Raw genomic sequence first — 25,569 nt, 5'->3', positions numbered from 1 at the left:
GGCCGTATAGCTGCTCCCGCGCAGCGGGCTATACCAGACTTTATTCTGTTGTTCCTCCAACTACTGTTAGCACAGGCAGACTGCCTGTGCTTTTTTGATGCTCAAATTACACTATGGAGGTTGATCTATATATGGAACCCATACTACAGAAAGCCGTTATCGTCGGCATGCAGCTGCAGAACGACACGAACTTCGCTTATTCGATGGAGGAGCTGCGCAATCTGGCAGCCGCCTGCGAGATTGAGGTCGTGGCTGAGCTTAGCCAGAAATCCAGCCGGGTGAACCCCTCGCATTACATCGGAACCGGCAAAATCCAGGAGCTTGCGCTGCTGATGGAGCAGCATGAAGCACCGATCGTTATTTTCAACGATGAGCTGTCCCCCTCCCAGATCCGCAATCTGGAGTCCGCCCTGGACCGCCAGGTTATTGACCGGACCATTCTGATTCTGAATATCTTCGCCTCACGGGCGAAGACCAAGGAAGCCCAGCTGCAGGTAGAGGTCGCACAGCTGCAATATATGCTTCCCCGCCTGAGCGGCCTGCGCGAATCTCTCGGCAGACAGGGCGGCGGGGCCGGCTTGAAGAACCGGGGAGCTGGGGAAACGAAGCTGGAGCTGGACCGCAGACGGATTGAAGAGCGGATCTCGGCGCTTCAGTTAGAGCTGCAGACGCAGGTCGCAAGGCGTCAGATCCAGCGTAAGCAGCGGCATAAGAATGAGGTGCCTGTGGTCTGTCTGGTCGGCTACACCAACACCGGCAAGTCCAGCTTAATGAACACCCTGGTAGAGACCTATCATCCCGGTTCAGGCAAAGGCGTGCTCGCCAAGGATATGCTGTTCGCGACGCTTGAGACCTCAGTGCGCAGCATTGCGCTGCCCGATCACAAGACCTTCCTGTTAACCGACACCGTAGGCTTCGTCAGCCAGCTGCCTCATCATCTGGTGAAGGCGTTCCGCTCGACCCTGGAGGAGGTAACGGAAGCCGATCTGTTGATTCATGTCGTCGATATTGCCGATCCGCAGCATGAGCAGCATATGGCGGTAACGAATGAGACCCTGAAGGCGCTGGGCGCTGACGGAATCCCTACCCTGTACGCCTACAACAAGGCTGATCTGAGGGAGGACCCTTACCCGCAGGTGGAGGAGAACTCTGTAACCCTGTCTGCTAAGAAAAACCGCGGGATCGCCGAGCTGGTCACTCTGATCCGCAGCCGCATCTTCACCGACTATGTACAGTGTGAGATCCTGGTCCCCTTCGACCGGGGCAGCATTGTCTCCTATTTCAACGAACATGCCGATGTGCAGTCCGTCAGCTACGAAGAGCAGGGCACACGCCTGAAGCTGGAATGCCGGGCCGCCGATTACGAGCGGTTCAGAGATGATTTTGTAGAGCTGCCACAATAAAATCGCTGAAAGTCACAGGAGCTGGTCCCCGCAATACGGGGCCAGCTCCTTGTGTTGTCCATGAGACTATAGGGTCAAATTACCCTGCGGGTGAACGATACTGGTGCCTCATCGCTTTCTGGCGACATACCTCCAGTCATATGCCTTTTTGGCCACACCTTGTAACCGGTTATCGCATTCGTTCTGAAGTGCTTCTTCCTTTCCAGGCGGTGCTCCGCCTATCTCTTCCCCATTCTGAGTATTCTCTCTCACCGACCGATTGTATGGATAGCATTGTTGCACATTTTGCAGGATTCCTCTAAAAATGTTTACCACCTACGGTACATTGTTGCATCATTTGCAGGAATTCCGGTGTGTACTGCAACTTAGCGCTGACATTGTTGCATTTCATGCAAGATTTCAGCCTAAGTCGCTTCTACTGGGCAATATTGCTGCACATTTTGCAGGATCTCTACAATGTTACGGGCTGCGGAGCATGGGGCCCATCCCTCTTCGCAGCAGCACCGATTGTGTTCAGTTTTTCGAGCATTCGGCCCGTCAGCCGTCGCGGCGTGTAATGTGTTCGGTTTTTCGACTACATTCGGCTTCGCGCACTTGTACCTGCCTATTGTGTTCGGTATTTCGCATACATTCAGCCTTTGAGGGGTGATGTCAGCTACTCTCCCGGAGCGGGCCGCAGGTTAAGTACGAAACCTCCCTTCATACTATTCATGCTGTTCGCGCTGTTCATGCTGTTCACGACTCTTACACCCCGCTCTCCCTTCGCAGCATTCGTTTCATCATTTTCATTCGCTTCATTCCATTCGTTGACTTTATTCGCTCCCGCCGCCTTCCCTCCTGCAACTCCCTGCGCTCTGCCCCCTTCGTGCTCGCTTCCACTGCTAACCCGCAGGCCGCCCTCATCCGTCAGCTCCAGAAGCGGGGCAGAGTTCAATCTCCCCTCCTCCCCAGCCGCCAGAGAGAACACCAGCGCAGCCTGCTGCATGGAGGTGAAGTCCAGCATCCTGCGCGGACCGGCGTAGAGAATCATATCGATATTCATCTGGCCGTCTGCCTTATGAAGTTCCCACACCAATCGGTTGCCTGTATCCGCTTGCCCGCTGAATGCCGCGAACCAGGTTGTCAGGCCAAACTCCGTCCCTGCAATGGTGATAACCGTACCTTCTTCTGTTAATGTGGCTGTAACTCCCTCCAGAGCGCCGCCAACCTCCAGCCGCAGCCGCAGGTCCGAAGCCGCAATCACACCGCCGGTCCGGTCCAGATTCGGATGGGTATCCCCGCCATCTGTCATGAAATCGATCCCGAACAGCACACGGCCTGCTTCCTGCAGCGATTGGAAGCGTGCGGAGCAGTAGTCATAGCCGTCATGCAGGCAGCGGAGCCGGAGATATGAGGGCTGTCCGTTATTATTGGCATAGATCAGCAGCGGCCGTCTTTGGTTCCACAGATCACTATGGGTGAAGGAGCCCATGCTCCACTGCGGAGTCATATAAGTGACCGCCCACTTGCCGTCATACCCCTGATTCTGATTTTGCACCTGACCCTGACCTTGCTCCTGATCCCGACCTTGCTCCCGATTCCGCTCCTGATCCCATTCCTGATCCCATTCCTGATCCCATTCCTGATCCCGCCCTTGTTCCTGGCCCAACTCCCGCTTCCGCTCTTTCCCTGTCCCCTGCTCCTGCCCTTTCTCCTCCCCTTCCAAGCGTTGCCTTATCTCCTTCGTCTCAGGAACCTTGAAGCCCTTCAGATAGGCAGGGGGACAATGGATGCCGCTCATATACCATTCCTCTTCGTAGGGCAGCTCCTCCCATGGGAAGAACATCACGGCTCCTCCTGTCGCCAGTTGCAGAAACGCCTTGCTCTGGTCCTCCAGCAACACTCCGTAACAGCGGGAATGCGGGCCGGACCACTGGGCCGTGGCGGGGTGATAATACCCGGCCACGGTCCTCCAGGTCAGCTCTAGCAGCTCTCTGGTCCATGCATTAACCCTGCTGTCCGAGGTCTCGGACTGAAGCTTCGACAGCTCCAGAATGGCAATGTAGGTGTAGACCGGGCTGTTATATTCCTGAAAAGCCCCATGCTTCAGGGTATGAGCATGCAGCCTCCTGATCCGCTCCAGCCCATAGTCCGCATAATCCTTACGCCCCAGCTTCTCCCCGGCAATTCTGGTCACGAATGCGCCAATAATCGCAATATTGGTATAATCCGGTCCGACATTGCGCCGGATAATGGCTTCGCAGGCACACTCTATGGACAAGACGGCTGCTTCCCGCAGATCGTGCGGGAAACGGTGGCCGTGGCGCGAAAGGGCCTGCACCAGTCGGCTGCCGCAGAAGTCCGCCCAATTCCAGTCCGGCGGAGCCATCTGGTCCAGCGGCTCCTCATAGAACCAGGACCAGATGCCGAAGGTATCATGCGCCGGGTCCGTATCCTGCAAGGAGATGACCTGCCGGATAATATCGAATGCCCGCTCTTCATAACAGGCCAGCTCCGTGTCGAGCAGTCCAAGCGCATAGCTGAGCGAGTCTCTGGTGGAGTGGATGAACTCCGCCTGCTTCAGCGTCGTATGATACCCCGGGCTGCTGAACGGGGAGCGCAGCATGCAAATGTCCGAGTCATAGCGGGATTCCAGTCCGGTCACCTTATGAATCAGCCGTTGCCGCTGATCCAGGCCTCCACCCGCAGCTTCTGCGTTATCCTTCACCGTCATCCCCCTGCCTCCCATTCAACATTTAATGAACCTATCCCCTCGGATTGCTCCTGACGTCGCTGACCCCCTTGACGCTCTGGATGTTCTTCACGCCCTTGGTCCTCTTGTCCTCCCTGACGCTCCTCATGCTCTTCACGCCCTTGGTCCTCTTGTCCTCCCTGACGCTCCTCATGTTCTTCATGCCCTTGGTCCTCTTGTCGTCCCTGGCGCTCCTCATGTTCTTCAGGCCCCTGGTGCTCCTGACGCTCCTCATGCTCTTGCCTCTCAAGCCGATGCTTCATTTCCCCCAGATCCAATGCCTCTGTCAGCAGTTGCATCACCAGCCCTTGCCCATACAGTGCCGGATATCTCTCAATGGTGTTATAGGCCGCTATCGACGGCATTACCGGAGTGCCTCCCGATACCCCCTGCACCTCACCGTCTTCGCGGATGAGCGGAAGAATCCCCGCAAGTGCCGCCTCCGCGCTCTCCAGATAGGCATCCTCCAGCAGTCCGCTCTTCACCGCCTTCAGGAAGCCGCAGGCAATACCGGCGCTGGCCGAGGTCTCCTCGTAATAATCCGGCCGGTCGAGCACCGTATGCCACAAGCCGCCGGCCCCCTGCGCCTGCCGCAGGGCAGAAGCAAGCCTGCGGTAGCGGCTGTACAGCTCCTGTGGAATAGCAGTCAGGCTTCCGGTCCCGGCCACAATGTCCGGGACCGCAAGTGCCACCCAGGCATTGGCCCGGGCCCAGCGGGCTGCCGACATATGGCTGCCTGCCCGGCTGTTCCAGCCATGAAATAGCAGCCCCGTCGCCGGGTCCTGGAGCAGCCGAAGGTGCTGCAAGGTCTGCTGCACGGCGGCGGCAGCAAGCTCCTGGTCGCCGGTCAGACCGGCAAGCCGGGCCAGGAACAGCACGGCCATATACACCGTATCGGCCCATACCTGTTCCGGGAATTCCACCGCCTCTGTCACGGTATGCTCCAGCGCGCCTTCCCGGGTCCGGGGGGCAGTATCCAGCATCCATGCGGCAACCTCCTGCGCCCGGCTGAGAAACCACGGGTCCCCGGTCAGCCGGTACAGCTCAGGAAAGACCGCGTAGGGAGCCAGGGAATTGATAACCCTAACCCCCTCGGCCTTCTGCTTATTCCGGTTCACCCAATGCAGCAGGTAATCCGTCACCTCATCCTGACCAGTCCCTGTGCCATATTCAAGCATAGAGATGACCCCGACACCGGGCACCCAGTCCCAGTGGTTAATATCCATTCCCCAATTCCCTTGGTGCCTTTCAAGACGCATATATTCAAAGATCTTGTGCAGCTTCGCCTCCAGTTCCCGCTTCCTGCCCGCTGCCCGTTTTGCCTCTGATTCCTGTTTCGCACTCAAGACGTCTGAAGCCTCCCTGAACCGTAATCGCCCTCTCAAATCTCCGCTTTCACCGGGGAGCTTCCCTGAAACGGAATCTCTCCGAACAGCGCCTTAACCGTCAGCTCTACTGTATCTTCATGCAGAGAATACGCATTCACCAGGGTATCTAAGAAGGGAATGTCCTGCAGCAGATATGGCGTAGCGAACGAAATACCGATCGGCCGGACTGTCTCCGCATGCTGCATGGCCCAGATGGCCTTGGCCGCTTCACCCACCGGACGGGCGGTATTCATCATTCCGTGCAGCGGAAGGAAATAAGGGGCGAAGGCAGCATCCCAGCGGACCCCCGACTGCTCCCATTGCCGCAGTGTCGTCAACGGCTCGAATTCATCCAGAATATCCACCTCTAGCCCCCTGGCCTTAAGCTGCTCCACAAAAAGATTCATCCGCTCATATCTGCGCCCCTCCGTCACCTTGTTCATCATGATGACCAGCACCCGGCGGACCTCCTGCGGATTCAGCGGCAGCTGGCCGGTGCGGCTGCGGACCAGGGTAATGCAGCGCCCGGCCAGCTCGCGGCTGAATTGTCTGACCTGCCGGTCGAGACCAGGCGGCAGCTTGTCGTCCAGCAGCGGCTGAGCCCTTGCGTCCTCTCTCCCATCACAGGCAGCATGCACACCAAGCCGTGCCTTCAGCTCCAGAATCCGCCGGACACTGGCCTTCAGCCGTTCCCGGCTGACGCGTCCGTCCTCCACCGCCTGCTCCATCACTGCGAAGTACCGTACTCCCGGCCAGAGCAGCACATCCGTACCGCAATTGAAGCAGTCTATGATGCGCTGTGTATAGTCTCCCCAGGATAAGAATCCGCCCATATCCAGCGCATCCGACAACACCACTCCGTCGAAGCCAAGCCGCTCCCGCAGCAGTCCTGTTGTAATCCGCTCCGAGACGGTTGCCGGGACCGGCCCCGATCCAGCACCGCCTGCCCCGTCTTCGATCCAGGGGAGGGCAATATGTCCGGTCATATAGGACATGACCCCCTGGCTGATCATCTCCCCGGCCACCTGCCCGTAAGTGGAGAACCATTCCTCTTCAGATAAGCTGTTCACCGTAGTAATGATATGCTGATCCCTGTAGTCGACCCCGTCACCGGGAAAATGCTTGGCGCAGGCCGCAAGGCCATGCTCCTGCATGCCCCGCATGACAGCGGCGGACAGGCGCGCCGCCCGCCCGGCGTCATCTCCCAGGCAACGGGTCGTAATGACGGGATTCATCCAATTCAGCAACAGATCGGTTCCCGGGGCCAGCGCCCAGGTGAACCCGGCCGCCCGGCCTTCCAGCGCGGTATATTTTCCGTATTCGTAAGCCAGGTCTTCATCATCTGCTGCCGCAAGCGCGAGGAGCGGCGGGAAGGCCGTGAGACTCCTCACCGCCGAGCCTGCCCCGAATTCCAGATCACCGGAGAACAGCAGCGGGAACCTGCTGATACCTTGCAGCAGTCCCGCCCAGTCCCGGTAATCCTCCGCTTTGCCTGCGGCCTTCTGAATAACCTCCCCGCCGATGAAGAAGCTGCCCACCGGATACTGCTCCAGATACCGGCGGAGAGCGGCCTCATCATCCCCCTTGAACGGCAGCCTGCCCGCATGGTCCTGCATCGTCTGCCCGATCAGTTCCCGGAGGCTCATCGCTTCAAGCGTCTCCTCCACCCATTCCTGTTCTTCCTTGCTTAACGGCTTCTGCATCATTTAAGGCTCCTCCCGGCAGGTTCTGTTCTAAATCCAGTGTACCGGATCACGAAGCTGCTCTACATACAGCCAGCTATAATATAAGTTCAAAATTCTACAGACTGCCTGCACCGATCCGCCAACCGGCTGATTAGCCCGTCAGGGCAGGCTGATCTCCAGCGCCCGTGCCCGCTTGTTATTCTCCTTGTTCATCTCCGCATACCGCCAGATATCATTCACAAAAAAGCTGACTGTAAACTCGCCGATGGTCGGCACCGTCCACCGGGGGGTGCCCTGCGCACTGGCGTTAGCCGTCAATGTTATCTCCTCGCCCGGCTGAATCACACTGGTATTCGTGTCCGTCCACGAGACCACTCCGCCGTTAACCGAGAAGGCGCCGCCGGTAATCTGTCCGAGTCCGGTCGAGGCATTCAGCGGTGTGGGACGGACACCGATGTTCTTCACTTTGGCCCAGAAGATCAGGGAGTCGCCCAGCTGCGGTGTGCTGTGCGCGGAAGGGCTGCCGTCGCTGTTCACAATATGCCAGCCGATATCCGTCACCGTCAGATCCGGTCCCGGTACGGGCAATACAGACTCGTAGCTCTCGTACTCCAGCCCGCTGACCATTACCTTTCCGCCGTTGCCTGCAATCTCTATCCGGTGCAGCCCGTATTCCAGACCCGTCAGTTCGTAGACAATCTTATGATCACCCTCCAGCCCTGCCTGCGGAATGACTATAGTCTCCTTATACTCACCATCGACATAGACATCTGCACTGCCCATATCGCTCTTGATGTCCGATCTCCAGCGGACACCGATGCCATTGAAGCTGAAGGCAGCCGTGGCATCCTCATCATAGGTCACATGGGAGACTCCATTGGGCGCAGGGGTGAATCCGGCATAGTCAATGTAAGGATGATCATGTGCGGCCGGATACCAGTGGGAGAGCGGAACATACAGCCCTTCCTCCAGCTTGAAATAATCGAGATTTGCCCCCTTCCCGGCGGAGGTGAAGCTGATCATGTTATAGCCCGGCTGGAGGGTAATCCCATACTGCCGTGCGGTCAGATTCGCGGTCCAGCTGCCCGTTGAAGGCAGGGTTACTGTGGACTGCTTCACGCCGTTCACGAGAATATTTTTCTTCGATTCCTCATTGGAAGCGTATACAATTGTTAAGGTGTAGCTGCCACCATTCTCGGAATGGAAGCCTTGGATCGTTAAGCCTCCGCTATGCGTCTGCTCCACGACCTTGCCGCCCGAGGCGCTGCTGTTATTGCCGGTCTTCAGTGGCAAGGCAAATGCAGTAGCTTCGGCCTCGAACTTGGCCGGATCTCCTGCGGCATGCGGTGTAATCGGCATGACCGGTGTAGTCGCTGATACGGCTGTGCTAAGAGGCGATGCATTGCCGGAGTCATCCACGGCCTGCACTGTGTAGCTGTAAGTGGTCTGCGGCGCTACGGTATAGTCACTCCAGAAGGTCAGCCGTCCCGGAATATTCATCACCGGAGCCGCTCCGCCGTCACGGTAGACGTTATAGCTGACGACAGCAGCGTTGTCTGTGGAAGCCGTCCAGGTCAGCCGGATTTGCTCATGGCTTACGGCCGCTGCGGCAGGACTGCCCGGAGCAGTGGGCAGCGCGTTGTCCTGCTCATCCAGGATGTACTGGATCGTCTCTCCCGCGTCCAGCGCAACTGTAAGTGTAATGTACGGATCTGCCGTAAGCTCCACCCTGGAGTAGGCGGCGGCGTACGTCTCCCCTGGACCGAACCGTTCCCCGGCATACGCTCCGCTGGACGGCATCTTAACCTTCACCTGCATCGTCACCGGCGACGTCTCAAAGTTGACGAAGTTCAGCAGGATTTTATCGGACGAAGCTCCGATGGCCGAAGTGCCCAGCGCCGAGGTATCCACTGCGCGGAAATACGCCTTCAGCCCGGTCAGTTCAGCTGCATTCAGTACCTCGTAGCCCAGCGGGCTTCCATGGGTGGCGTAAGCGGCGGCCAATCTGCGGAACGTCTTCAGCCGGGTCTCCCCGGATTCATTGATATTAGCCGGTACCGCTGCTGTATCCTCATAACGGTGTGTGTTCCAGTTGATCGCTGAATTGAACAGGCCAAACTCCGTCCCGTCATTGAAGAAGGCCGCGTGCTGCATAATATGGTCGGCATAACCGATATTTCCCCGCAGCTCCCGGTCAAAAGCAGAAGCGAACCTGTAAGCATACGTCCCGTATTTCGTATTGTCGGAATGATTGTCATTGCTTCCGGTCTCGCTCATGGCCATCTCTTTGCCGAAGCCTTCCTCTGAATCACTGTACACCCGCAGATTCTCATACAGGCTTCCGCCCGGCAAAGGCTGGACGCCGGTCCCGCCATAGCTGTGTCCGTTGGTCACATCCGACAGCGCTTCAATCGGCGCACGCTGGGCAGCATCCCGTTCCCAGCCGTCAGGGGTGCCGTTATACGGCCAGTAGGCCCAGCCGGGAGCAACAATTTTCAGGTAAGGCTGGCTGTTCGTCTGCCTCTCCTCGTCCATCATTTCATGAAGCGCCAGCACCGCCTTCTGTGCCCAGCCGAACAATCCCGGCTCATTTCCCGTCTCGACATACTGGTACAGATCACCGAATTTGCTGACAAAGCCGCTGTAATAGCTCCTCAGCGCAGAGCTGATCGTCCCTGCCGCCAACTCGCTGTTAGTCTTCCAGTTGCCGCCGATGATATTAACCATTGGCGCAAGATTGAGGTCGCGCAGCGTCTCCAGGTACTTGCGGCCCTGCGGGTCCCAGCCTGCGCTGGTATCGGACCAGAAGGAGGTGCGCATCCAGTTGCCGCTGTAGGCAATGCCCAGCCACTTGGCCATCGGGGCCAGATGGCGGATCGCATGCTCGTCGTAGCGGAAAGTCGAGGCGGCAATCGTACTGCCCAGATGGACATACCTGCCGTGGATAGGCTCTGTGGCCCGCTCTTCCAGCGCCGCCAGCCTGAGATAATCCCATTCGAACCACAGATACTTGTCACCGTCATATCCTGGCGACTGCGGATCAGCGTATAGCCCGCGGTCCACGGTCAGCTTCAGCTTATTGCTGCCGGTCTTCAGCTGTTCTGAGGGAATATAGAGTCTATAGGTTTCTTTCCATGTATTCGTAAGGGGGGTCTCTCCGTCGTTCAGCCCGGTAATCTGAATCAGCCCGCTGAAGCTGCCATTGGTGAATACGGCCAGCTGCGGAATTGCGGTGCTTGCATCCAGTACCTTGAAGCTGAACTCCACACCATAGAGGGGGACTTCCGTAAGATTGAAGCTTAGCTCCATCGCCGCATTGCGGTCCAGCTTCATGCCGCGGGAGATCGTATTCCAGTTCAGGGGATTGACGGGGAGGGTGATATTCTCACTGTACACATCCTGGTACACTGTAAATTCTGCGGAGCTGTTATCCTGCTCGCCCACCTGCCAGAGCAGCGGAGACGGCTGGTAGGTATCCTCTGTGACTGTACTGGCTGCAATGAGTGTACTCTCAGGTAACGGTTCAGCCGCAGACCCCGGAGGCGGGAACACCGCAGCGGATTCGCTGTCTTCAATAACCGCCTGTGCAGGCGGCATTTCGGCGGAGCTGATCTGTACTCCGGGCAATGAGGCGGACATCCATACCAGAGCTGCAATGAGCAATTTGCCTGTGATTCTCTGAATTCGCATAGTAACACCCTCTCTTGATCAGATAGGGGCTCCCCAAAGGCTGGATTAGCGAAAGAGAATACCCGGTACCTGCCGCAGGCGGCCGCTATGACTGCTTGCTGCCGGGTACCGGGCGTGCTATGGCCTCTACTGCTTATTTGGCGGCCAGAAAAGCGTCGAGCTGACTCTGAATTTCCGTAATCACAGCGTCCAGGCCTGCGGCCTTCAGCTTGCTGTTCATCTCCTTCAGGACCGGCTCAGGGTCCTTTTCCCCGGAGAACAGGGTGTTCTTATACTGCTTCGTGATATTGATCAGGGCACCAATCTGTGACTGCACCTTGGTCGAATCGAAGACAAATCCGATCACCGGCGACACGGTGGCGTTCTTATTCCAGTCCGTATAGAGCTGCACGCGCTTCGGATCTTCATCCTTATTCAGGTAGTTCAGCAGCACATTGCCGATCATCCAGGAGGATACGGAGTTGTAGCCGCTGTCCGCAATGAACTCCACGGTGTTGTTCTCCAGCTTCTTATAGTGCTTGCCTTCAATGCCGAAGGTTAGCAGGTTGTAGAGCACCGGATCGGTGTGGATCAGGTTCATGAACATCATGGCCCGCTCGGGGTTCTTCGAGGTTCTGGAGATGGCGAGCATGGAACCCTGCAGACTCTTGGTGCTGACCTGAACAGGCAGCAGCGTCTTGATGATCATCGGCTTCTCGGCGAGCCGGGTCCAGTCATTGGTGGAGGTCGGATTCATGTTGCCGTAGACGAACCAGGCTTTGCCGCTTTTGACCGCATCCTTCAGCTCGGTCTTGTCTGTGGCGCCGTTCTTGTTGATATAGCCCGCTTCATACCAGCTGCGGATCAGCTTCAGCCGCTCCGTCATTGCCGGTGTGTCGTATTCGTTGAACACCTTCATGGTCTTGTAATCAAGCAGGGTCGGGATATCATTGCTGCCGTCTAAGTCCTCGCTGTCAGGATACGCAGTGAACCAGTGCAGGCTGTCGGTATGGTTCATGAACAGCGGAGAGAGGGCGGGCTCCTTCTCCTTAATCGTCTTCAGCATCGGTTCAATATCCTCCAGCTTCTGGAGGCTGTTCACATCGAAGCCGTATTTATCCACAATCGCCTTGTCAAAAGCGAACCCGACCGACTGCCCCAGCTCCTTCTCGGTTGGAACCGCATACAAATGTCCGTTGACGGTGGCTGCCTGCAGGTAAGCGGGATTAATCTGTGCCTTCGTCTCCTTGGCATAGGTGTCCAGCAACTCCTCCAGCGGCAGATACGCCCCCTTCGCGGCGTTGGTCATGAAGTTCCAGGTATAGACCATATCGAACACCTCGCCGGACTGGATCATCAGATTGACCTTGTCGGCCGGTTTATCCCAGCTTAGCTGGTTGATCTTGAGGGTGGCGTTGATTTTATCCTTCAGGTAGGCGTTGATCTCCTGCTCTACGGACGCCACATCCTTATCCGGCCCGCCGGGCAGATACAGAGACAGCTCCACCGGCGCAAGCGCACCCGGCGCTTCCGTTCCAGCCGCTTCGGTTCCTGTCGCTTCCTTCGTTGCCGCCGGAGCTGTGGTGCTTTCCCCCGTTTTCTCTGTAGGCGCCGCTGTATTGCCATTGTTCCCCGCACATCCGGCCAGGGTGAATCCGGCTATCAGCACAAGCGACAGCAGCAGACCTGTGACTTTTTTACCTGCCATACTTTTTTCCTCCCCTTGATGGAACAGATATATGCTAATCGGTAGGTTCCGAGGTTAGCCTTTGATAGAGCCGAGCGTCAGTCCTTTGATGAAATACCGCTGGAAGAACGGATAGGCAAGCACAATCGGCCCGATGCCGATCAGCGCCATCGCCATACGGATCGTTTCCCCCGGCAATTTGGCCAGCTCGGTGGCCGAGCCTTGAATAAGTGCCCCGTTGCGGCTCAGGTAGTCTGCCTGGGAGATCATTTTGTACATGAGATATTGGAGGGAATAGAGGTCTGTGTCGGTAATGAAAATCATGCTGTTAAACCAGTCATTCCAGTAATGCAGCGTATTGAACAGCCCAATGGTCGCGAAGACCGGCAAAGACAGCGGGAAAACAATCCGGAAGAACGTCCTTAGCTCCCCCGCTCCGTCAATCGTAGAGGCTTCAATCAGCGCGGGCGGCACGCTCATCTGGAAGTACGTCTTCATAATCAGCACATTGAACGGGGACAGCAGCATCGGCACGACCAGTGCCCAGATCGAATTCTTGAGGTCCAGCACCTGGGTGTAGACCATATACCACGGTACCAGCCCGCCGCCGAACAGCATGGTGAAAAAGATCAGGAAAGCGAACACCCCCCTGTACCGGAAATCCGCCCGCGATATCGGATACGCATACAGGGAAGAGAGGAACACGCTGACCAGCGTTCCGGTGATGGTGACGAAGAAGGACACGCCATAGGCCCGCAACACCACACTATAATCCTTGAAAATATACGCGTAAGCCTCCAGGCTAAGCTTCTCCGGAATGAATTGATAGCCATTACGGACGATGAAATCGTAATCGGTAATAGAGATCATGAAGACCAGTACAATCGGCAGCAGGCAGGCCAGGGACAGGATGATAAAAATAATATGGAGGAGAACATTAGTGAAGCGGGATATTTCGTTATTAGCCACGGATTTCCACTCCTTCTACAGGGTACGTGCGCTGCCAGACTTTTAGCTAGAAAACCGCCTGATCCTTGTCAACCTTACGCACGATCCAGTTCGAGCCGAGGACCAGGAAAAAGCCGACCACCGATTGGTATAATCCGGCCGCTGCCGACATCCCCAGATTGCCCATATTAATCAGCGCGTTATAGACGTAGGTGTCGATGACCAGGGTAGTCGGGTACAGCGCCCCGGAGTTCAGTGTGGTCTGGTAGAACAGCCCGAAGTCGGAGCGGAAGATGCCCCCGATCGCCAGAATCGTTGTAATAATAATGACCGGCCGGATGAGCGGAATCGTGATATGCAGGATCTGCTTCCACTTGCTGGCGCCGTCGATCAGGGCCGCTTCATAGTACTCGTTGTCAATGCCGATAATCGCCGCCAGATAGATGACACAGCCATAGCCCACCCCTTTCCAGAGATTGATCAGCGGCAGAATGAACGGCCAGTACTTCGGCTCCGAATACCAGTTCAGCTCATCCAGCCCGAACAGGGCGAAGATCCCTTTATTGATGAAACCGTATTCAACATTCAGAAAAGCGAACACCAGATAGCTCACCACCACCATCGACAGGAAGTAGGGGAAGAACATGATGCTCTGATAGAATTTGGCGGCCAGCTTGTTCCTCAGCTCATTCAGGGCAACCGCGATGGATACGGCGAAGACCAGATTAAGCACAATGAACACAAAGTTGTAGAGCACCGTATTGCGCGTGATAATCCAGGCATCCGAGGTGGCGAACAGGAATTTGAAGTTATCCAGCCCCACCCACGGACTGCCTAGAATCCCATCCACATAGTTGATATTTTTGAACGCAATCACAATTCCGAACATCGGCAGATAGTTGTTGATCAGCAAAAATACTACGCCCGGCAGCAGCATCAGCAGCAGCACCTTATGCTTCAGCAGATGCTTCAGCCCGTGTCTCTTTTTCGTCTTCATAACCATTGTCTTCCGCCTCCTGTGTTCCTTCAGCAGTCCCTCTCTTCCCTGACTTAAGTGTACCCGCAGGCGGCTCCATGCTAAATAAGGCCATCTATAATAAAAGTTCAAAATCCTACGGAGTTTGGAGTAAATTAGTTGGATAAACGCATCTTAATTTGGATGTTTTGGATCACCGTCGGGTTTTAGTTGGATAAACGTCATTTAATTTCGCGTATTTCCCCTACTCTGCTATATTTGCCGAATTTTAAGTGCTGATTCTCCAACTGTTTCCGTAGATTAAGACTTCTGTTCATGAGTAAGTGGCGAAAATCCAACTGCTTTCCGTACCAGAACCCATTTGCCGGAAGGCAGTTAAGCCTAATGGACAAAATGCAAAAAGGCGCTCCACGATGACCGCTGTGGAACGCTCTTTTAGCTGAAGCTTGTGGGTCTAAACTAGTCTGCAGCGGTTAAGTGAGTCTGTGCACAGACCATACAACACCCGAAGAGGCACCTCCAAGATCTAATGGCAAGGTTAATCCATCTGCTGCATAGAAGAGTCCGATCACATCGCCTGCCGTCAGTTCAACTTCACCTGTCAATGTTACCGTACCATTACCCAGGATCGTCCGCAGAGACAGCAGAAGCGCAATGTTAACATTCAGCAGCGGGAACAATCCGGTTACCAGATCCGTTACTGTCGGGGAGGTTCTCCGCACTACAAAAGCCGGATCAATTCCCGCTCCCAATGCAACGGAGATGGCAGCGGTAGTGCTGTAGTTAATGGTTGCCTCAAACGAATATCTGCCGGATACCGGAATCGTGTAGTTGCCTGTAGTCTCATTAAATGTCGCACTGTCATAGTAAGGCGTAGTCACAGTCCAGCCGGTAAGCTGAGTACTGGTCGAGACCGAGAACGTCGGCAGGAATGCGGAGAACCCTTCCGTTGCCAAATTCGGGCCGGTCGCTCCGGTCACTCCTACGCCCGTTGCCCCGGTCGCTCCGGTCACTCCCACGCCCGTTGCACCTGTCGCTCCGGTCACTCCTACTCCCGTTGCTCCGGTCGCACCAGTTGCTCCTACTCCCGTTGCACCTGTCGGGCCCGTCACGCCGGTCGCTCCGGTCACCCCTGCTCCAGTCGCTCCGGTCACGCCCACGCCCGTTGCTCCGGTCGCCCCGGTCACGCCTACTCCCGTTGCACCGGTCGCTCCGGTCACGCCTGCTCCCGTTGCCCCGGTCGCTCCAGTCACTCCTACGCCCGTTGCTCCGGTCGCTCCAGTCACTCCTACTCCCGTTGCCCCGGTCGCCCCGGTCACTCCTACTCCCGTTGCCCCGGTCGCTCCGGTCACTCCTACTCCCGTTGCCCCGGTCGCTCCGGTCACTCCCACGCCCGTTGCCCCGGTCGCTCCGGTCACTCCCACGCCCGTTGCACCTGTCTCCCCGGTCGCCCCGGTCACTCCCACGCCCGTTGCCCCGGTCGCCCCGGTCACTCCTACTCCCGTTGCACCGGTCGCTCCGGTCACTCCTACTCCCGTTGCCCCGGTCGCTCCAGTTGCTCCTACTCCCGTTGCACCTGTCGGGCCCGTCACGCCGGTCGCTCCGGTCACCCCTGCTCCAGTCGCCCCCGTCACTCCTGCGCCAGTTGCCCCTGTCGGACCTGTCACGCCGGTCGCACCGGTCACCCCTGCCCCGGTCGCTCCAGTCACTCCTACACCAGTTGCCCCGGTCGGACCTATCACGCCGGTCGCACCGGTCACCCCTGCCCCGGTCGCTCCAGTCGCCCCCGTCACCCCTGCGCCAGTTGCACCTGTCGGACCTGTCACGCCGGTCGCACCGGTCACCCCTGCTCCAGTCGCACCAGTCGGGCCCGTCAATCCGGTTGCTCCAGTTGGGCCTGTCACGCCTACGCCCACCGCCCCGGTCGCTCCGGTCACCCCTGCTCCAGTCGCGCCCGTTGCGCCTGTCGGGCCCGTCACGCCGGTCGCTCCAGTGGCCCCCGTTACACCAGTATCGCCCAGCAGTTCAGCCGAGACCAGCCGGTGGGCAGTAACGAGTTGGCCGGTGCTGCTCTTGCCCCATACGGAGATCTGAACCGGATCATCTACCGTAGCCGAAGTGGAGAAAATAAATTCAAAAGCATCCAGATCTGCATAATAAGTAGAAGTAATAGATTCATTGGCTGCTAAATTAAGTGATTGACTGACATACAGTACCCGCATGCCTCCCTGCATGTAATAGCCTTGTAAAGATACTGTAGAAGCTGCAACACTACTGCGGTTATCAAGTCTGACCGTAACCTGTGTAGTGGGTCTTACTCCTCCAACTGCATTGTTTTCCAGTGGTCCTGTGGATAGTAGAGTCATTTCCCAGTCTCCTTTAACGACAGATTTGTATTGTCCTGATAGATTCTCCTTTCCTCGCTTAATCTATCTTTTGACTACATAGAAGCTAGCAGCAGAAAGATGGATCAATATAGTAATATTCTGCGATTCCGGCACGGTGTGTGCAGTAGAGCTAGATTCCGGCAGGCATCCCATATAAATAGGAGACAACACAAAAGGGCCCTCTCCTCAGCCGCAATGGCCGGGAAAGGTCCCTGAATATAAGCCTATTCTATTCCCGTCCGCTGCTTGAACGGTTTTGCAGGCTCTCCCCCAATAACGGGGCGCGGGGATCGAACTGCGGATAGATATATTCCTCACGCCGAAAAGAATACCCGGTAGCTGCAATATCCAGCATCTGATTCAGCCGCTCACTCTCGCTGCCCAGTCCCTGGTCCAGCGGAATGTCCCCCGCGATGATCCGCAGATACAGCTGCATTCTTGGACGGTCGCCTGAATAACGCGGCTCCATGGATACCGTATTCGGATCATACTGGTCCATGATCTGCGGGGATAGCGGATAGATCGATTCTGCTGCGGTTGGATAGAATTCTCTGAAGTGGCGTAGCCCGCGTGAAGCGCCCGGCTTATCCATAATCCCGTCTGTCACCGGGAGGGCGAGCGCCTGCTGATACAGCATGCCCAGGAACTCCTTCGATTGAAGAAAACGCCAGACCTTCACCGCAGCCTCCCGGCTCTGCGCCGCACTGTTCACCACCAGCGGAGCTTGGGGGACCATCATCAGGGCCCCGGCACCGCGCCGTGACAGCTCCGCTGCCGGAGGGAGCGCCACTCCCCAGTCATCCTTAGGCATATACTCCTGCAGCTTGACATAATCTTTGCTGGTAACATACATCATGCCGATATTGCCGTCCGCGAACTGCCGGAGCGCACTGCTCAGCTTCAGCAGCGTCTCCCCCGGGTAGAGGCTGCCCTGCTGCTTCATCTCCCGTACCATTTGCAGCCAGGGGGCATACACACTCAGGTCATAACGGCCCGACCGGTAATCATACAGATAATAACCGCTGTAGGTATTCGATAGCTCCAGTCCGGCCTGGAGACTGGCCCGGCTATCCCCGGCGGGCAACGCGAAGCCGTATTTATTGACCAGTGCTCCGGCCCGGCTGATCTGCAGGGCTCCCTGCTCCAGTGCGGCGAAGGTAAGCGGAGGCTGCTCCGGGTCAAGTCCGGCGGTCCGGAACAATTGTTTATTGTAGATCAGACGCACGGTATCAATACTGGAGGGCATGAAGTAGATTCCGCCCTTGAACAACGGGCCGGACGCGTACTTCCTGGCCCATACCGGAAAACGCAACAGCCATCCGGCATCCAGATCAGCAGACAGATTAGCAAGATACCCCTTGTTGACGTAAGTGGCCAGCCAGGCGTTATCGACACTGAATACATCCGGCCCCTGCCCGGAGGTCATCAGCATATTTAAGGTATCGTCGTAGGCGTCTGTAGCAAGGTTCATCACTACGATCTCAATCTGATCGGGATTCGTTTTATTATAATGGCTGATGGCATTCTTCACTTCCAGGTTCTCCGTCCAGTCAGACAGGGCGACCCTCACCCGGGTGGTCTGCACCGCCGGCAGGGCCTTCTCGCCTTGAGTGAGGTCCGGCAGCAGCGGGCGGTCATAGACAAAAGTGTAGATAGCCAGCCCGCACCCTAAGATGGCAATAAGATAGAACAGTAACCTTTTCACACCGCACCTCCTGCGTTGACATCCTGACTTCACGCGTTTTACAATGTATACCAGTTATTGACTTGCTGAAGGAGGACTCCGATGAAGAAATATTACGATTCGTTGTCGAAGGCACTCTTCCTGTATAACTTCAGCATCCGCAGCCGGCTGATCCTCTACTTTCTCTTCCTCGTTCTTCTCCCGACCACGATCATCTCGGTCACCATCTATAACAAATCCGCCGGGATCATTACCCGGAATATGAATACATCGATTGAGAATAACTTCAATCTGGTTCAGGATAATCTGGCCCGGCGGTTCGAAGCCGCCAATCAATCCATGACCGCGTTGTACCTGAATTCTGAATTCGCTGACCTCATCTCCTCCAACCGGCCCGCAGACAGCACCGGAATCATTAATGAGCTGGCCGCCCTTAGCAAAATCCTTGAGGATTTCCCCGCGAACGGGACCTCCGGCAACAGCTTCGTCCCTATGCTCTATATGCTGAACCGGCCGGAATATACCCAATATAATTTCTCACGGCGTGTATTCAATATCGATCTTATTACCTTGAAGCCCTGGTATTTAAGCATTCCGGCCAAAGCCGATTTTGCCGTGGTGGGCCTTAGCTCGCTGGATTCCAGATTCACCCTCAAATTCGCGAAGCGCCTGTTCGGTATCCGGCATGCACAGCTGCCCTATGTCGGACTGCTCACCCTTGATATCCCGGTAGCCGAATTCGGCACGCTGCTGGAGCATTATAAGCCTACCCCCGGCAGCAAGGTCTATATCGCAGACAGAGCCGGAACGATCGCCATCAGCCCCGAGCCGTCACTCATCGGCCAGAATATCGCCGCTCAGGATTATTACAGCAAGCTTAGCTTGACTATAGGCCCTGCTGACAGTACCAGCAACCCTCTCTCTCCAGACCACTCATCCGCTCTGCATTCCTTCCGCCACTCCATCGGCAGCGAGGAGATGCTCGTCTCGTACAAGACACTGGAGAATACCGGCTGGACCATCCTGTCCTTCTCACCTGTCCGTGAGCTGAATGGGGAGCTGATCTCCTTCCGCCGGGTGATGTATATCGTAATAGTCATCTGCATGCTCGTCTCCTTCCTGATGGCACTGCTGCTGTCCGAGAATATCTCCGCTCCGATCCGCAAGTTCATCCAGTCAATGTCGCATGCCGAGAGCGGGAACTTCAATATCCCCATCCGTTACCGGCGCAAGGACGAATTCTCCTATTTATTCAACCGCTACAACAAGCTGCTCCAGCAGATTAAGGCGCTGATCGACAAGCTCTACGTCACCGAGCTGCGCAAAAAGGAAGCCGAGCTGCAAATGCTCCAGGCCCAGATCAATCCGCATTTTCTCTACAATACCCTGGACTCCATTAACTGGATTGCCATTAACCACGATATTCCCGAGATCAGCAGCATGGTCACCTCGCTCTCGGATTTCTTCCGGTACAGCCTGAGCAAGGGCCGCAATATTATCCCGCTCCGCGATGAGCTGCGGCAGGTCGAGAGCTATCTGCAGATTCAGCAGTTCCGCTTCCAGGACCGGCTTCACTATGAGCTGGAGGAGACGGACCGGGCGCTCGCAGAGGAATGTCTGGTGGTGAAGCTTAGTCTCCAGCCGCTGGTGGAGAATGCCCTGATTCACGGCATCCAGCGGCGGCGGGGAACAGGCACGATCCGCATCCGGGTAGAGCAGACGCAGGAGCTGCTTAGTATCTCCGTGTTCGACGATGGAATAGGCGCCGATCCCGCACGGCTGAACCAGCTGCTGGCAGACCCGCAGCCGGGCAGCCAGTCTTACGGCATCCGCAATGTGCATATGCGGATCCGGCAGTTTTTTGGAGAGTCCTACGGCATCCGTTATTACGACAATACCGAAGACGGCTGCGGTCTGCTGGCTGTCATCCGGTTTCCGGTGGTCACTACTTGGAATGAGGTGAATGAAGATGTTAACGATGATCATAGCGGATGACGAGCCGTTTATCCGCAGCAGTCTGATCCGTGTGTTCGATTGGCAGGAAGAGTTCGGGATTGAGATTATCGGGGAAGCCTCGGACGGGCTGGAAGCCTACGAGTTATGCCTGAAGCTCCAGCCGGACATCCTGTTCACCGACATTATGATGCCGCTAATGGGGGGGCTGGAGGTAGCAGAGAAGCTGCGGGAGGCAGGCTGCAGAGCCCGGATTATTATTATCAGCGGCGCCCAGGACTTCTCCTACGCCCGGGAGGCGCTGAAGGTGAACGCCGAGGGATATATTCTGAAGCCTGTCAAGCTGCCCGAGATCCGCAGTGTCTTCAGCCAAGCGGTGGCCAAGCTGACAGAGGAACGCGAGCAGCAGCTGGATCTGGAGCAGCTTAAGCAGCAGCTTCAAGACAGTATGCCGCTGCTGCGGGAGAAATTCCTCCAGAATCTGATTGCCGGCCTCTACCGCAGGGAGGAGGAGATCTGGCAGAAGATACAGTATTTCGCCCTGCCCTTCCAGCAGGGGACGCTTCTCAGCGTCTGTGTACTCCAGCTGGATGAATACCGGAGCGCGGTGGATAAATACTCGGAGGAGCATAAGCAGCTGCTCTACTTTTCCATCCAGAATATCATTCAGGAGAGCCTGGACAGCCACCCCTGCGCCATCAGCTTCGTAGCCAGCGAGAACGAATTCATTATGGTGATCTGCACCCCGCAGACACCTCCGTCCCACTCCATCTCCGAGACCTGCGAACAAATCATCGCTAATATTCAGAGGTATCTGCGGCTGGATGCCTCCGTCGGCATCGGGCGGGCTTGTCCGCTGGCGGGCCAGCTTGAGGATTCCTATAAGGATGCGCTGGCTGCGCTGGTGTACAAATTCTATACCGGGCCTGCCTCCGTCCTCTACATTAATGATATCCAGCCCGACACGGAGAAGCTGCAGAGCACCTTTATCTATAAACTCCAGGCCCGGCTGATGAATGAATTGAAGGCAGGACATACAGACACCGTCACCCGGCTGCTGGAGCAGCTGTTCAATGGACTGGCCGGTCCCAAGCATAGAATTGAATACGTGCAGAGTATCTGCGCAGAGATGATTTTCACCTCCGCCAGAGCCCTGTATGAGATAGATGAGGATATCGGGCAGGTGCTAAGCGACCGGATTAGCATTATGGATAAGCTGTACCAGCAGACCACGATCACCGGCCTTAAGGCGTATATGCTGTCGCTCCTGCATGACTTAAGCGCTTATGTAGCAGGCAAGAACACCTCCAGGAACAGCCGGATCGTCAGCAGCATCTGCACCATCGTTCAGGAGGGATACGCCTCGGAGCTGTCCGTGTCCAGGATTGCCGAGGAGGTGTTTCTGACACCTAACTACATCAGCCTGCTGTTCAAGAAGGAGACCGGCAGAACCATTACCGACTATATCACCCAGATCCGCATAGGCAAGGCGAAGGAGCTGCTGCTGACCACGGACCTGAAGGTCATGGAGATCTCAGAGCGGGTCGGCTATGAGAATCCCCATTATTTCAGTACTGTTTTCAAAAAAACCACCGGCCTGCACCCGCTCAAGTTCCGTTCGGCCAAGGATTAGACCGCTGCCGCTCTAGCGGACAATATAGGATTTCGTACCTATTCTGGAGAAGATGGCCGTTCTTACATTCACTTTGGCGGAGACCGGCGGGCTCAGTCGTGAGTTGCCGAGAGAAGCAATATAGGCAAAATCCGGGTGAAGCCCCTCATCCGCCAGATAGGCAGACGTCCGGCTGCCCGGCACCCGCTCCCTGTTGAGCGAGGTTATCATCTGAGTGGCATTCTTAATCCCGAGCCCGTGTCCGTAGTAACTGTCCCTGGACAACATAATCGCGTTCTCCCCCTGCCATTCCGGCTTAGCCGGATCATGGTCGGGATTCTTGAAATAGACCACATCGCCCGGCTGCAGCTCATTGCGGTTGAACGTGGTAATCAGCTTCAGATTGCTGTCATAGTTCCAGTCCCACAGGTACAGGCCGGTGAAATTACGGTTGAAGGCCGCCTCTCCGATCATGTTGATGGTCGCTTTATAGAGAATCATCACCATCGCCATAGCACATTCAAAGGCATACAGCTGTCCATTCACAAAAATATCATTAATCGCCGCCGAAGGAGTGACATTTGAATTCAGCTCAAATCCACCGCCCCCTGTACGGGTCCAATACCTCGGATTGCAGCGGGAATTCTCGAAGGTCGAGAAATCTGTCCCCCCTACATTCATTGCCCGGGCTGCCGCAATAATCTCCCCCCGCATCCTGCTCTCAAATGCCGGATCTGCCGGAGCCGCGTATCCATACCCCATTCTGCTTCCCCCTTTCGTCTTCTTGCCATGAAATATAGGTTATTGTACGTGTCGGGCCTCCTATTGGTGCGGAGGAGTTTGCTTACTGCGCCAAAAGAACCGGCTTTTGCCGGTGCTCTCCTTCCTGGCCGCTGCCCGGTCCTATGGAAGAACGAATAAAAGGCGCTTCCCGGCAATCGGAGCGCCTTTTTCACGCTGGATAATGCCCTTGCCCCCCGATCCTCAGCACCATAGATTTAGTTTCATTGACTGAAATATTATCAATGTTAAAATATAGGAACATACGTTCTTTATTTTTGGAAAATGGTTGTAAAAAATACATTTCATTTCTCTTTATAGGGTAGGAGTACTCTCTTTTTAAAAGGACGGGGGGCTTATATTGACAGATGATGACTTGAATCGTCGTTTTATCACGTATATGGCCAATCTCATATACTACAACTCTATCAATTATGACAAAAAAAGACGAATGAAGGACAGCCGATTTCCTCTGACTTTAGACAACGGTGAAAACCTGGAGTCCATCTTACTTACCACTTATGATGCTGAATCTGTACCCCCAAATTTAAAAGATCACATTACGGATCACTCCCTTTATCAAGCTTATGAATCCTTATCAGTGCAGCAACAAAGGATTCTATCTTTTGCTTATGTACAAGCACTAAATGACAAGGAAATAGCCAGAATATTGGGAGTATCCCAACAAAATGTTTCGAAACACCGCTTAAAAGCCCTAACTAAATTGCGCAGCTTAATAACGGAAGGGGGATGAATGATGATGGAGGGTGACATCGCTACTTTCATTGCTAATTTAGGCTTCCCGATTGCAATTACTTTGTATCTGCTTATTCGTTTTGAAAAGAAAATATCTGATTTAAGCGAGGCTATCAATGCTTTAAAGAATGAAATACAAAAAAATGTAAAGCGGTGATTTTATGTTGGCCGAACTTTTAGTACAAGCACAGCAACACCATGATCAGGGGGCAACACTGCATATCCTAGAATCTTTCACACCAAAGATCAAAGCCTCCTTGCGACAAGTCCCCGCCGATCACCGGGAAGATTTGAAACAGGAACTCTATGTCAAAATGATTGAGGTTAAACAGACCTTTGATATTAGTGAATTGAAATAAAATTTGGAGAGTGGTTGTAGAAAATGAGACTCATTTCTCTTTATATAATGAGACGCCGGTGATCTACAAAAAAAACATATTGGAGGTAATATTCATGGCAATTGGTGATCCATTAACTTCTAAATCTCAGCTTTACGGACGTGACAGTGTGGATTTGTTGGCCCGAACTCTTTGGGGAGAAACCCGAGGCGATTCAGATTCTCGTGTAAGTGTTGCTTATGTCATAAATAACCGTAAAAACAATACCACATACGGTGAATTTAAAAATCTTAACACGATTGAAGCAGTAGTGCTCAAACCATTTGCATTCAGTTGCTTTAACGAGGGCAATCCTAACTTGCCAGAATGTCTTGCTCCTAATAGAAGTAGTGCGGTCTGGACTAATATTGTTAATTTAGCCTCAAACCTAGGTAACTATACGAATGAAATCGGTAGCAAGTGTTTCTATTCTACTAACACCAGGTTTGCTGAACTAAGCTATACTTCTGGTGGAAAACTCTATTATAGTTTCCCAGGAGGAGGCACGGTTCAAGTTAGTTCCAAAGTCGTAGTCGGTAAACACACATTCTTTGATTATGTCGTTTAATTTAATCAACAAAAAAAGCTGACCACAGTTGGTCAGCTTTTTTTTATTTTTCAATTGGTTTAACTTCAATTTGATCAGCAAGAAATTCATTCTTGGCACTATCGAATTTGTATGTGATATTGAAATCACATACATATGTGGGAGACACACCTACAGATCCTCCAAGGTTCAATTTTATTTTTTGATTCTCCAATGAATAAATATATACTCCTCCAAAAGCAAGGCTATCTTGCTTGTAATCCGGTGCTGGATCAAATCCATAGTTGAAATCATATTCTTTTCCTTGTGATTTAACGGAAATCGCTAGTGTACCATCACCGTTTTTAGCAACATGCGTTTCAAGCTGATTCGCAACAATCTCTTCATAACCTTGGACTTTAATTTCGGATAGATCCTCGGCATTAACGACATGAATATCATAATTGTTTAATTCTGTTCCTCGCCCAGTCTGGATGATAATTACGGCTTCTTCTTTCCCATCGCCTGTAACATCCGTGTGAAATACCTGCGGGGCAGTTCCAGTATCCATAGGAATATTCCAAGGATAGTCTTTCTTATTACCGTTAATATCCAGTGTTATCCCATCAGTTTTTGTATAAAACTTTACTTTTTCATCTTCTGAAGACCCCAGCAACTTCACATCCTTATCTTGCACCGGCTGTGTCATAACTTGTTTACTAGGAGACTCACCCGAACCATTATTAACCGTTGCAGGTTTATCTGATCCACATCCTGAAAGCAAAACGACACTCAACACAATCAATACACCAAGCTCTTTTTTCAACCCTGAAAACTCCTTTCGTCTAATTATCTGAAATTATATCAGAGAAAATTAATCCATGAATAACATATAATTAACATTATTTAATATTTAAGTTAAATTTTTGTCATCCAATCAATTCCATACGAAGTACCATACACCTAATTTTATCCATCTCACATACCATTATGTTATTATCTTTCCCCTCACAGCTACTCCTTTCCTT

The 25,569-nt window shown here is 54.5% G+C and carries 18 protein-coding genes; 7 read left to right on the top strand and 11 right to left on the bottom strand.

Translation table 11 applies throughout. The annotated features are described in order from the left end of the window. The first annotated feature begins 131 nt into the window (after positions 1 to 131). Positions 132 to 1,403 carry a GTPase HflX gene (gene hflX / locus NST26_RS00785; RefSeq protein WP_340956692.1) on the top strand — a complete coding sequence of 424 codons (1,272 nt, stop codon included), beginning with the start codon at positions 132 to 134 and terminating at the stop codon, positions 1,401 to 1,403. A gap of 655 nt (positions 1,404 to 2,058) precedes the next feature. Here the strand turns inward: hflX and NST26_RS00780 are convergent. The 9 genes from NST26_RS00780 to NST26_RS00740 form a co-directional block, all read right to left on the bottom strand. Beyond that, complete coding sequence (locus tag NST26_RS00780) at positions 2,059 to 4,116, bottom strand: hypothetical protein (RefSeq protein ID WP_340978258.1); 2,058 nt, start codon at positions 4,114 to 4,116, stop codon at positions 2,059 to 2,061. After that, positions 4,113 to 5,480, bottom strand: a complete 1,368-nt coding sequence (locus NST26_RS00775) for a glycoside hydrolase family 88/105 protein (protein WP_340978257.1) — start codon at positions 5,478 to 5,480, stop codon at positions 4,113 to 4,115. Before NST26_RS00775 ends, NST26_RS00780 begins: the two co-directional genes overlap by 4 nt. Positions 5,481 to 5,515: 35 nt before the next feature. Then, positions 5,516 to 7,207: a glycoside hydrolase family 3 protein gene (locus tag NST26_RS00770; protein WP_339252961.1), complete on the bottom strand. Its 1,692-nt coding sequence runs from the start codon at positions 7,205 to 7,207 to the stop codon at positions 5,516 to 5,518. Positions 7,208 to 7,345: 138 nt separating this feature from the next. Beyond that, a complete protein-coding gene (locus NST26_RS00765; RefSeq protein WP_340978256.1) occupies positions 7,346 to 10,876 on the bottom strand; it encodes a carbohydrate-binding domain-containing protein in 3,531 nt (1,176 codons plus the stop codon). A 133-nt stretch (positions 10,877 to 11,009) separates the two neighbouring features. Beyond that, positions 11,010 to 12,563, bottom strand: coding sequence for an ABC transporter substrate-binding protein (locus tag NST26_RS00760; protein ID WP_051477893.1), 1,554 nt, complete (start codon positions 12,561 to 12,563; stop codon positions 11,010 to 11,012). A 54-nt stretch (positions 12,564 to 12,617) separates the two neighbouring features. Beyond that, positions 12,618 to 13,511 carry a carbohydrate ABC transporter permease gene (locus NST26_RS00755; protein WP_340978255.1) on the bottom strand — a complete coding sequence of 298 codons (894 nt, stop codon included), beginning with the start codon at positions 13,509 to 13,511 and terminating at the stop codon, positions 12,618 to 12,620. A 46-nt stretch (positions 13,512 to 13,557) separates the two neighbouring features. Beyond that, complete coding sequence (locus tag NST26_RS00750) at positions 13,558 to 14,493, bottom strand: ABC transporter permease (RefSeq protein WP_445323307.1); 936 nt, start codon at positions 14,491 to 14,493, stop codon at positions 13,558 to 13,560. Positions 14,494 to 14,939: 446 nt separating this feature from the next. Then, positions 14,940 to 16,832, bottom strand: coding sequence for a collagen-like triple helix repeat-containing protein (locus NST26_RS00745; RefSeq protein ID WP_340978254.1), 1,893 nt, complete (start codon positions 16,830 to 16,832; stop codon positions 14,940 to 14,942). A 250-nt stretch (positions 16,833 to 17,082) separates the two neighbouring features. Further along, complete coding sequence (locus tag NST26_RS00740) at positions 17,083 to 18,558, bottom strand: ABC transporter substrate-binding protein (protein WP_340978253.1); 1,476 nt, start codon at positions 18,556 to 18,558, stop codon at positions 17,083 to 17,085. Between the two features lie 81 nt (positions 18,559 to 18,639). On the opposite strand from NST26_RS00740, the gene NST26_RS00735 reads away from it, so the two are divergent. Together NST26_RS00735 and NST26_RS00730 are read left to right on the top strand one after the other, a co-directional pair. Continuing rightward, entirely contained in the window at positions 18,640 to 20,532 is a 1,893-nt protein-coding gene (locus NST26_RS00735) for a cache domain-containing sensor histidine kinase (protein WP_340978251.1), read from the top strand. Next, positions 20,507 to 22,123, top strand: a complete 1,617-nt coding sequence (locus NST26_RS00730) for a response regulator (RefSeq protein ID WP_340978250.1) — start codon at positions 20,507 to 20,509, stop codon at positions 22,121 to 22,123. The genes NST26_RS00735 and NST26_RS00730 overlap by 26 nt, the downstream gene beginning before the upstream one ends. Before the next feature lie 12 nt (positions 22,124 to 22,135). Here NST26_RS00730 and NST26_RS00725 read toward each other — a convergent pair whose 3' ends face one another. Further along, positions 22,136 to 22,864 (bottom strand): protein-glutamine gamma-glutamyltransferase, encoded by a 729-nt coding sequence (locus NST26_RS00725; protein ID WP_340978248.1) that lies wholly within the window; start codon positions 22,862 to 22,864, stop codon positions 22,136 to 22,138. Between the two features lie 379 nt (positions 22,865 to 23,243). On the opposite strand from NST26_RS00725, the gene NST26_RS00720 reads away from it, so the two are divergent. The 4 genes from NST26_RS00720 to NST26_RS00705 all read left to right on the top strand — a co-directional run bounded on the left by NST26_RS00720 (position 23,244) and on the right by NST26_RS00705 (position 24,583). Then, a complete protein-coding gene (locus tag NST26_RS00720) occupies positions 23,244 to 23,636 on the top strand; it encodes a sigma-70 family RNA polymerase sigma factor (protein WP_340978247.1) in 393 nt (130 codons plus the stop codon). Beyond that, entirely contained in the window at positions 23,637 to 23,795 is a 159-nt protein-coding gene (locus tag NST26_RS00715) for a YvrJ family protein (RefSeq protein WP_445323306.1), read from the top strand. A 4-nt stretch (positions 23,796 to 23,799) separates the two neighbouring features. Continuing rightward, positions 23,800 to 23,997, top strand: coding sequence for a hypothetical protein (locus tag NST26_RS00710; RefSeq protein WP_340978246.1), 198 nt, complete (start codon positions 23,800 to 23,802; stop codon positions 23,995 to 23,997). Between the two features lie 94 nt (positions 23,998 to 24,091). Next, entirely contained in the window at positions 24,092 to 24,583 is a 492-nt protein-coding gene (locus NST26_RS00705; RefSeq protein ID WP_209876125.1) for a cell wall hydrolase, read from the top strand. 43 nt (positions 24,584 to 24,626) lie between these two features. Here NST26_RS00705 and NST26_RS00700 read toward each other — a convergent pair whose 3' ends face one another. Continuing rightward, positions 24,627 to 25,367 carry a hypothetical protein gene (locus NST26_RS00700; protein ID WP_340978245.1) on the bottom strand — a complete coding sequence of 247 codons (741 nt, stop codon included), beginning with the start codon at positions 25,365 to 25,367 and terminating at the stop codon, positions 24,627 to 24,629. Positions 25,368 to 25,569: the final 202 nt, after the last annotated feature.

Origin of the sequence: Paenibacillus sp. FSL R7-0128 (assembly GCF_038002245.1) — a bacterium.
In the GTDB taxonomy this organism is placed as follows: domain Bacteria; phylum Bacillota; class Bacilli; order Paenibacillales; family Paenibacillaceae; genus Paenibacillus_AQ; species Paenibacillus_AQ silagei.
Note: the sequence above shows the minus strand (reverse complement) of the source record. Positions and strands in the feature narration are given on the sequence as shown.